This window comes from Methylobacterium sp. WL69, assembly GCF_008039485.1.
Classification (GTDB): Bacteria; Pseudomonadota; Alphaproteobacteria; order Rhizobiales; family Beijerinckiaceae; genus Methylobacterium.
The window spans coordinates 34,257-42,419 of the sequence record NZ_VRUZ01000034.1 but is presented as its reverse complement, the minus strand read 5'-3'; the positions used below and the strand labels follow the sequence as shown (position 1 = coordinate 42,419).

The 8,163-nt window shown below is 73.0% G+C and carries 4 protein-coding genes and 1 pseudogene; 4 read left to right on the top strand and 1 reads right to left on the bottom strand.

Going from position 1 to position 8,163, the window contains the following annotated elements; all coding sequences use genetic code 11:
• From FV218_RS22750 to FV218_RS11650, 4 genes and pseudogenes are all read left to right on the top strand, one after another.
• Positions 1-237: pseudogene (locus tag FV218_RS22750) on the top strand (deoxyribodipyrimidine photolyase); the annotation flags it as partial.
• 265 nt (positions 238-502) lie between these two features.
• Complete coding sequence (locus FV218_RS11660) at positions 503-2,776, top strand: ATP-binding protein (protein WP_147709827.1); 2,274 nt, start codon at positions 503-505, stop codon at positions 2,774-2,776.
• A 1-nt stretch (position 2,777) separates the two neighbouring features.
• Positions 2,778-3,239: a response regulator gene (locus FV218_RS11655; RefSeq protein WP_056087121.1), complete on the top strand. Its 462-nt coding sequence runs from the start codon at positions 2,778-2,780 to the stop codon at positions 3,237-3,239.
• Complete coding sequence (locus tag FV218_RS11650) at positions 3,221-4,948, top strand: response regulator (protein WP_147709826.1); 1,728 nt, start codon at positions 3,221-3,223, stop codon at positions 4,946-4,948. Before FV218_RS11655 ends, FV218_RS11650 begins: the two co-directional genes overlap by 19 nt.
• A 32-nt stretch (positions 4,949-4,980) precedes the next feature.
• On the opposite strand, the gene FV218_RS11645 is transcribed toward FV218_RS11650, so the two are convergent.
• Entirely contained in the window at positions 4,981-8,070 is a 3,090-nt protein-coding gene (locus FV218_RS11645; protein WP_147709825.1) for an N-6 DNA methylase, read from the bottom strand.
• Between the last annotated feature and the right edge of the window lie 93 nt (positions 8,071-8,163).

Genomic DNA, 8,163 nt, shown 5'->3' with positions numbered 1-8,163 from the left:
GCGGACGCCCTGGCGCGGGCCGAGGACCGATTCGGCTGCGCGGCCGGCCCGGCGGCGGAGGGCTGGGCCGCCGGCCTGCCGGTGGTCACCGGATGGGCGCCGGTCGGCCCCTCGGCCGCGGCGTTGCCGGACGGGTGCCTGCGCGTGCGCCGGGCCTGGGACGCGGCGGCGTGGCCGCGCTCCACCCGCGGCTACGGCCGCCTGCGCTCCGCCATCCCGGCCGTGCTCGGCGCCTGATCCGGCACGCACGGCGACAACCATCGGCTGTCATGGCACCCGCACACGCAATCGTGTCCGCGCGCGCCGACGGGTCCGGCGGGTCGCCCGGTGTTCTCAAGGGTCCCTCCGGCGCTGCCGGGGGCGGGACCGGCACGGACCCATGGGCGACGGCGTTCGGAACGGGTTCCGAGTCCGCGCGGTTGTGCCCCTTTCACGGACCGGACCCGGCTGATACCGGGGAAAAGACCGTGCCGGGCGGGCGTGCATCCTGGGGACCCCATCCTTGAACCGACCGATCGACCGCGCGACGGGCGCCGACCTGACGGTCTGCGACCGCGAGCCCATCCACATCGTCGGCAGCGTCCAGCCGCACGGATTCCTCCTCGTGCTCGATGCGGCGAACCTGACCATCGTCCAGGCGAGCGCGAACGCGCCGGCGGCGGCCGCGCCCGGAACGGGTCTCGACGGGGCCCTGCCGGAGCTCGCCTCGGTGGTCCGGCGCCACCTCGCCGAGCCGCCGGACCAGGACGGCGCCCTCTACCTCCGCACGGTGAGCCTGGGGGCCGGCGCCGCCCGGCAGGCCTACGAGGTCGCCGCGCACCGGGTCGACGGCCTCGTGGTGGTCGAGCTCGAGGAAACCGACGCCGCGGCGGGCGAGTCCGAGCTCGACGCCCTGACGCCGCGGCTCCGCGCCTTCGTCCAGCACCTCCACGCGGCGCGCACGGTGGAGGATCTCTGCGCCCTCGTCGCCCAGGACATCCGGCGCATCACCGGCTTCGACCGGGCCCTGGTCTATCGGTTCGACCGCGACTGGCACGGCACGGTGCTGGCCGAGGACGGCAACGGCGCGCTGCCGTCCTACCTCGACCTGCGCTTCCCGGCCTCGGACATCCCGGCCCAGGCGCGCGAGCTCTACCGGCGCAACCGCCTGCGCATCATCCCGGATGCGGGCTACGCGCCGGTTCCGATCCGGCCGATGCTGACGCCGTCGGGACAGCCCCTCGACCTCAGCCAGTCCGTCCTGCGCTCGGTCTCGCCGGTCCATGTCGAGTACATGCGCAACATGGGCACCATGGCCTCGATGTCCGTGTCGATCCTCGTCGACGGCGCCCTGTGGGGTCTCATCTCCTGCCACAACCGGGAGCCCCGGCGGGTGCCGCTCCAGGCCCGCAACGCCTGCGACGTCCTCACCCAGATCTTCGCCCTGCAGCTGTCGGCCCGCGAACGCGGCCACCGGGCCGAGCAGCGCCTCGCGCTGGGCGCCGTGCAGTCGCGCCTCCTCGGCTTCATGGCGGAGGAGGACAGCTTCGTGGACGGGTTGCTCAAGCACCCCGAGGACGTGCTGGCCCTGGTGAATGCCGAGGGCGCCGCCGTCGTCACCGCCGAGCATTGCCGGCTGCTCGGCGCGACGCCGTCCCAGCGGGACGTGCGGCTCCTGTACGAATGGCTGTCGGCCAACACCGACGAGTCCGAGGTCTTCGTCACCGAAAGCCTGTCCGAAGCCTTCTCCGGAACCGACGCCTTCCCCCAGGCGGAAGCGTTCACCACCCTCGCCAGCGGCCTCCTGGCGATCTCCGTGTCGAAGCGCTACGCCAGCTACATCCTCTGGTTCCGGCCCGAGGTGGTGCGGACGGTGAAATGGGGCGGCAACCCGGTCAAGGCGGTCCAGGCCGATCCGGCCGGCGGACCCGACCGCCTGCACCCGCGAAAGTCCTTCGCCATCTGGGCGGAGACCCTCAAGGGCCGGTCCCTGCCGTGGTCCGCCTCCGAGATCGAGGCGGCCACGGACCTGCGCGCCTCCGTGCTCGGCATCGTGCTGCGCCGGGCCGAGGAGCTCGCCGCCATGAGCGAGGAGCTCCAGCGCTCGAACCGGGAACTCGAGGCGTTCTCCTACTCGGTCAGCCACGACCTGCGCGCGCCGTTCCGGCACATCGTCGGCTACGCCAACCTCCTGAAGAACCGCGAATCCGCCAATCTCTCCGAAAAGGGTCGGCACTACGTCGACACCATCATCGAGGCGGCGTTCTCGGCCGGCACCCTCGTCGACAACCTGCTGTCGTTCTCGCAGATGGGCCGGCACGCCCTCAACCGGATCTCGGGCGACATGAACACCCTCGTGGACGAGGTCCGGCGCAAGGCCCTGCGCGACGTGGAACCCGGCCGCGTCATCCGGTGGGAGATCGCGCCCCTCGGCCGGGCCTACGCCGATCCCTTCATGCTGCGCCTCGTGCTGGAGAACCTGTTCTCGAACGCGGTGAAGTACACCCGCGGCCGGGCCGAGGCGGTCATCGAGGTCGGGCGCCTGCCGCCCCGGGACGGAGAGGCGGTGTTCTACGTGCGCGACAACGGCGCCGGCTTCGACATGGCCTATGTCGACAAGCTGTTCGGCGTGTTCCAGCGCCTGCACCGGGTCGAGGATTTCGAGGGCACCGGCATCGGTCTCGCCAACGTGCGCCGCATCGTCGAGCGCCACGGCGGACGGACCTGGGCCGAGGGTGTCCTGAACCAGGGCGCGACCTTCACTTTCACGCTGCCCCTGCGGGCGGAGGGACACTGAGATGGCCGGATTGAAGCCGATTCTCCTCGTCGAGGACAACCCGAACGACATCGAACTCACCCTGGCGGCCCTTGAATCCAGCCAGCTCGCCAACGAGATCGTCATTTGCCGCGACGGCGCGGAGGCGCTTGACTGGATCTACCGGCGGGGGCCGCACGACAAGCGCCAACCGCAGGACCCGGCCGTGATCCTCCTCGACCTGAAGCTGCCGAAGGTCGACGGTCTCGAGGTCCTGGCCAAGGTGAAGGGCGATCCGGCGACCCGGGGCATCCCGGTGGTGATGCTGACCTCGTCGCGCGAGGAAACCGACGTGGTGCGCTCCTACGACCTCGGGGTGAACGCGTTCGTAGTGAAGCCCGTCGGGTTCGACGAGTTCTTCGCCGCCATCAAGGACCTCGGGGTGTTCTGGGCCGTCCTGAACGAAGCGCCGCCGCACAGGGGAGGCTGGCCATCCAACGTCTGACCGGAAGCGGTGCCCTGCGCATCCTCCACCTCGAGGACAGCGACCTCGACGCCGAGCTCATTGAGGCGGAGCTGGAGACCATCGGCCGCCCGGTGGTGATCGAGCGGGTGATGACCCGCGACGATTTCGCCGCCGCGGCCCTGCCCGCCCGGCACGACCTGATCCTGGCGGACTACGTCCTGCCGACCTTCGACGGCATCAGCGCCCTGGGCATCGCCCGCGCGCAATGCCCCGAGACCCCGTTCGTGTTCTGCTCCGGGACCCTGGGCGAGGACGTCGCCGTCGAGGCCCTGAAGAACGGCGCCACGGACTACATCACCAAGCAGCGCCTCGACCGGATGCCCCGCACCATCCTGCGGGCCCTGGCCGAGGCCGAGGCGCGGGCCGACCGGCAGGCGGCGGAGGCGGCGCTGCAGGCCGTCAACGAGACCCTGGAGGTCCGCATCGTCGAGCGGACCCGCGAGCTCGCCGAGGCCAATGCCGAGCTCAAGCGCGAGATCGCCGAGCGCGAGCGGGCCGAGGACGCCCTCCGGCTGAACCAGCGGCTCGAGGCGGTGGGGCAATTGACCAGCGGCGTCGCCCACGACTTCAACAACCTCCTGACCGTCATCGCCGGCAACATCGAGTTTTTGGAGCGCGCCGTGTCCGACGAGCGCTCGAAGCGCCGCCTCGCGATGATGAAGGGGGCCGCCGACCGCGGCGCCCGCCTCACGGCGCAGCTCCTCGCCTTCTCGCGGCGCCAGCGCCTGGAGCCGACCCCCGTCGGCCTGAACCAGACCGTCGCCTCCATGGGCGACCTGCTGCAGAGCTCCATCGGCGGCGCGGTCCAGATCGAGACCCTGCTCCAGGCCGACCTGTGGCCGGCCCTGGTCGACGCCACCCAGATCGAGCTGGTGATCCTGAACCTCGCCATCAATGCCCGCGACGCCATGGCGGTGGGCGGGCGGCTCACCGTCGAAACCGCCAACGTCACCATCACGGGCGCCCCGTCGCGGCCGGAGCAGCCCCAGCCCGGGGAGTACGTCATGGTCTCCGTGAGCGACACCGGGACCGGGATGACGCCCGAGGTGCTCGCCCGGGTGTTCGAGCCGTTCTTCACGACCAAGGAGGTCGGCAAGGGCTCGGGACTCGGCCTCGCCCAGGTCTACGGCTTCGTGAAGCAGTCCGGCGGCGGCATCCGCATCGACACGGTCTCGGGCGAGGGGACCTCCATCAAGGTCTACCTGCCGCGGGTCGCCGGCGACGCGGCGGCGGCCCCCGCGCGCCCCGGCCCCGTCGACTGCGCGCGGACGCATCCGCCCGGCGGCCGGCCGGTCCTGCTGGTGGTCGACGACGATTCCGAGGTCCGCGAGGTCACGACGACCCGCCTCGCCGAGGCGGGCTACGACGTGCGCGAGGCCCCGTCCGGTCTGCAGGCCCTGGCCTCCCTCGAAGCGGACCCGTGCATCGACCTCGTCGTCCTCGACTTCGCCATGCCGGGCATGAACGGCGCCGAGGCGGCCATCGAGATCCGCCGGCGCTGGCCGGACATGCCCGTCCTGTTCGTCACCGGTTTTGCCGACACCGACGCCCTGACGAAGGCGGGCGTCGACCGGGCCGATGGGATCGTGCTGAAGCCGTTCCGCGTCGGCGAGCTCGAACGCAAGGTCGCCCTCGCCCTCGCTGAGCCGATGTCCCCGGGATTGCGCCTGGTCTCCAACCGTTCGTAGCCGGGACGCGGTCCCGACCGCGGCACGGACGCTTACACCTCGGCCGGTTCGGGCACCGGCCTGCCTGCGGGGATCGGCAGGGCGGCGCGTTGCAAGGCGGGGCCTCGGCCGGGCGGCCCGAGCAGGGCCTCGACCCCGGCGTCGAGGCGGGCCGCGATCCCGTCCACCGCCAGGGCCGCCCGGACCCCGGCGCGCGCCCGCTGGAACGACGTGCCCGGCGGGATCGCCACCCCGGCGGCGACGGCCTCGGCGGTCTCCGCCCCCGCCGCCAGGGCGGCGTGCAGGGCCAAGCGGGCGTCGAAGAGCGGGATCGGCAGGGTGAACATCAGCTTGTCGAAATGCCGGGCCCCCTGCTCGCCCCTGGCCTGCAGGGCGGCGATCCGCCGGCGGGCGGCCTCGCTGTTGAGGATGGCGAGGAGGTAGCGGCCTTCCGCGCGGCTCGCCACGGCGGCCCAGTACAGGGTGTCGTCGATGACGCCGTCGCCGTCGAGGAGGCAGGCCGCCGGGCGGGTGCCGGCCTTGGCGAACACCACCCGCAGGGGCGCCGGGGGAAACTGGACCGTGAGCTTGCGGTTGTAGTCCCAGCCCTGCTTCAGGGTCATGGTGCCGGCGCTCTTCTGGGTCCACGCCGCCTCGGCCTCGCGCAGCCACGCGGCGAGGCGGGGCGCCCCGTGGCCGGCGGCCTGCCGCGCATCGAGGAGGACCCCCTGCTCCACCGGAATCACGCCCTCGGCCGGCTCCAGGGCGCGGAACGGGGCGATGGAGGCGCCGAGGTGGACGCCGCGGAGGTAGCGGGCCTCGATGGCCCCCTGCTGGCCCGGATGATCGCGCCACGGCAGCTTCTCCAGGGACGAGCGGCGGCTGCGGACCAGGGGCGCGCCGGGGTTGGCGCCGAGGCGGCCCACGGGGACGCGTTCCACGAGGCAGAGCACCCGGGGGACCAGGGCGGCGCCCTGGCGGAAGCGGTCGCGGTAGGGCGAGCCGGCGGCGAAGTTGGCCGCCAGCGGCGCCGGGGCGTCGCGCAGGACGAGGTGCCGGTCGGCCAGGGCCTCGGGCGCGTCCTTCGACGGCAGCCGGCCGGCGAAGGCCGTCACCCGGTCCGGCGTCGGCCGCGCCGGGCCGCCCGTCACCTCGGCGAACAGGACGCAGGTCGGCACCCGGAAGACCGGGGCCACCGCCTGGTTGTCGAGCATCCAGCCCTCCGTGAAGGCGACGCGCAGGCCGGTCCAGTCGCCCGTGCGGAAGGCCCGGAACTGGCCCCGGCTCAGGGCCGCCAGGGGCAGCACCATGGCGACGCGCCCGCCCGGCCCGCGCCCCTGCGGGCGGCGGGCGTAGAGCTCGGCGGCGCGGGCGAAGAACAGGGCCGAGAGGTCGGTCTGGGTGACGAGGTGGGCCTCCTCGGGGCCGACCCAGAGGCCGAGGCGCCGGGCGGTGTCGCGGAACCGCCGCTGCATCGCCGCCGCCATGAAGCGGTAGGACAGCCACGGCGGGTTGCCGATGACCACGTCGACCCGCGCCCCGTCGGACAGGGCCACGGGCCGGCTGAGGTTGCGCGCGACGAAGCCCCAGACGTGGTCGCGCCCGGCCCGGCGCAGGCGGTCGTAGGTGAGGTAGGTCGCCCGCAGGGTCGCGACCTGATCGGGCGGGACGCCGAGGCCCGGCAGGCTCGCGGCGAAGGCGTCGCCGCTCCAGCCCGCCTCGCTCGCCGCGTGGAGCGCGGTGATCACCCGGTCGAACCCGGCGGGGTCGGCGCAGAGTTCGAGGGGGAAGCGCAGGAGCGGCGCGCCCTTGCGGCCCTCGCGGGGATCGCGCGGCACCTCGACGACGAGGTCGCGCTCGAGGCCGTCGCGGGTGACGTTCCACTGCAGGGCGTCGCCGAGATAGACCGGCAGCGACAGGTCGCCGTCCCGCTGCGGCAGGGCCTCGCCGAGCGCCAGGAGGTAGGTCACCCGGGCGAAGATGACGGCGACGGGATGGACGTCGAACCCCGTCACCCCGGCGCAGCAGCGGGCGGCGACGAGGCCCGGAGGCACGCCCGCCGCCAGCAGGGCCTCGCGCTTGAGGCGCACGGCGTGGAACAGGAAGCTGCCGGAGCCGCAGGCCGGATCGAGGCAGCTCTGGTCCGCCGGCGCGTCGAGGGCCCGGCGCACCACCTTCCGGGCGAGCCAGTCGGGCGTGTAGTACTCGCCGAGGTCGTGGCGCTGCTCGGGATCGATGAGGGATTCGTAGAGCACCTTCAGGAGATCGACGTCGACGCTGCCGAGGTCGAACCGGGCGGCGTGGGCCGCGAGGCCGGCAACGATGGCGTCGCCGCCGGGCGCGTCGAGGACCCAGCCGAAGAAGTCGGTCTCGACGGCGCCGTGCACCCCGGCCTCCCGGAAGTGCCGGCCGGACAGGAGATCGGCCGGCGTCGACCGGGCCAGGTTGGACGACTGGCCCATGGTGCCGGCGGCGATCGCCTTGGCCAGGATCACCAGGTAGGTGTGCTGGAGCCAGAGGGTGCTGTCGTCGATGGCCCGGCCGTAGACGAAGCCGAGGTGCCGCGACCAGAGCTGGCGCTTCAGCACGGCCTCCGGGTGGCGCGCCAGGCCGGCCCAGGCGGCGGCGAGGAGGCCCAGCGTCCGGGCGAAGGCGGCGCTCTCGCGCCCGAGCTCGCCGGTGATGCCGATGGCGTCGGCGGGCAGCCAGTCGCGCACGGCGATGACGCCCTCGATGCACGCGACGAGGCGGGCCGCCTCGGTCACCCGGACGTCGTGGCCCGTGAGCGCCATCAGAGCGCCGTCGCGCATCTCGTAGGCGGTGAAGGTCGCCCCGTCCGTGGCGAGGCCGACGTAGCGCTGGCCCGTCGCCGCCTCGCGCTCGGGCAGGTAGCGGGCGAGCTGGGCTTCCGCCGCCGGCCGCTCACGGCGGAGATCGGTCTTGATCTCGATGATCGTGCGCCCGAGCAAAGCATCGACGCGACCGTTAACCTCAGGTATCTTTCGCTCGAATGCAATTTGCTCGCTGCGGGCCCCGAGGGCCTCGACGAGGAGCCGGTACAGCAGGGCCCGAACCTTCTCGTGTCCCGGTCGACCGGCCAGCTCGGCGACGATGGCGGCGAGGATGTCTGCGTCGATCGGCATGGGCGGTCCCGTGTGAAGCCCCGCCCACTATCATTACCTCAGGTTGTCTTTCAATTGACGATTGAGCGATCGAAGCCGCCATCCGCGCAGGAT

What these genes read in the sequence shown, in the direction of transcription:
- FV218_RS11655 (WP_056087121.1), top strand. Translation starts at nt 2,778, where the DNA reads ATGGCCGGATTGAAGCCGATTCTCCTCGTCGAGGACAACCCGAACGAC.
- FV218_RS11645 (WP_147709825.1), bottom strand. Translation starts at nt 8,070, where the DNA reads ATGCCGATCGACGCAGACATCCTCGCCGCCATCGTCGCCGAGCTGGCC.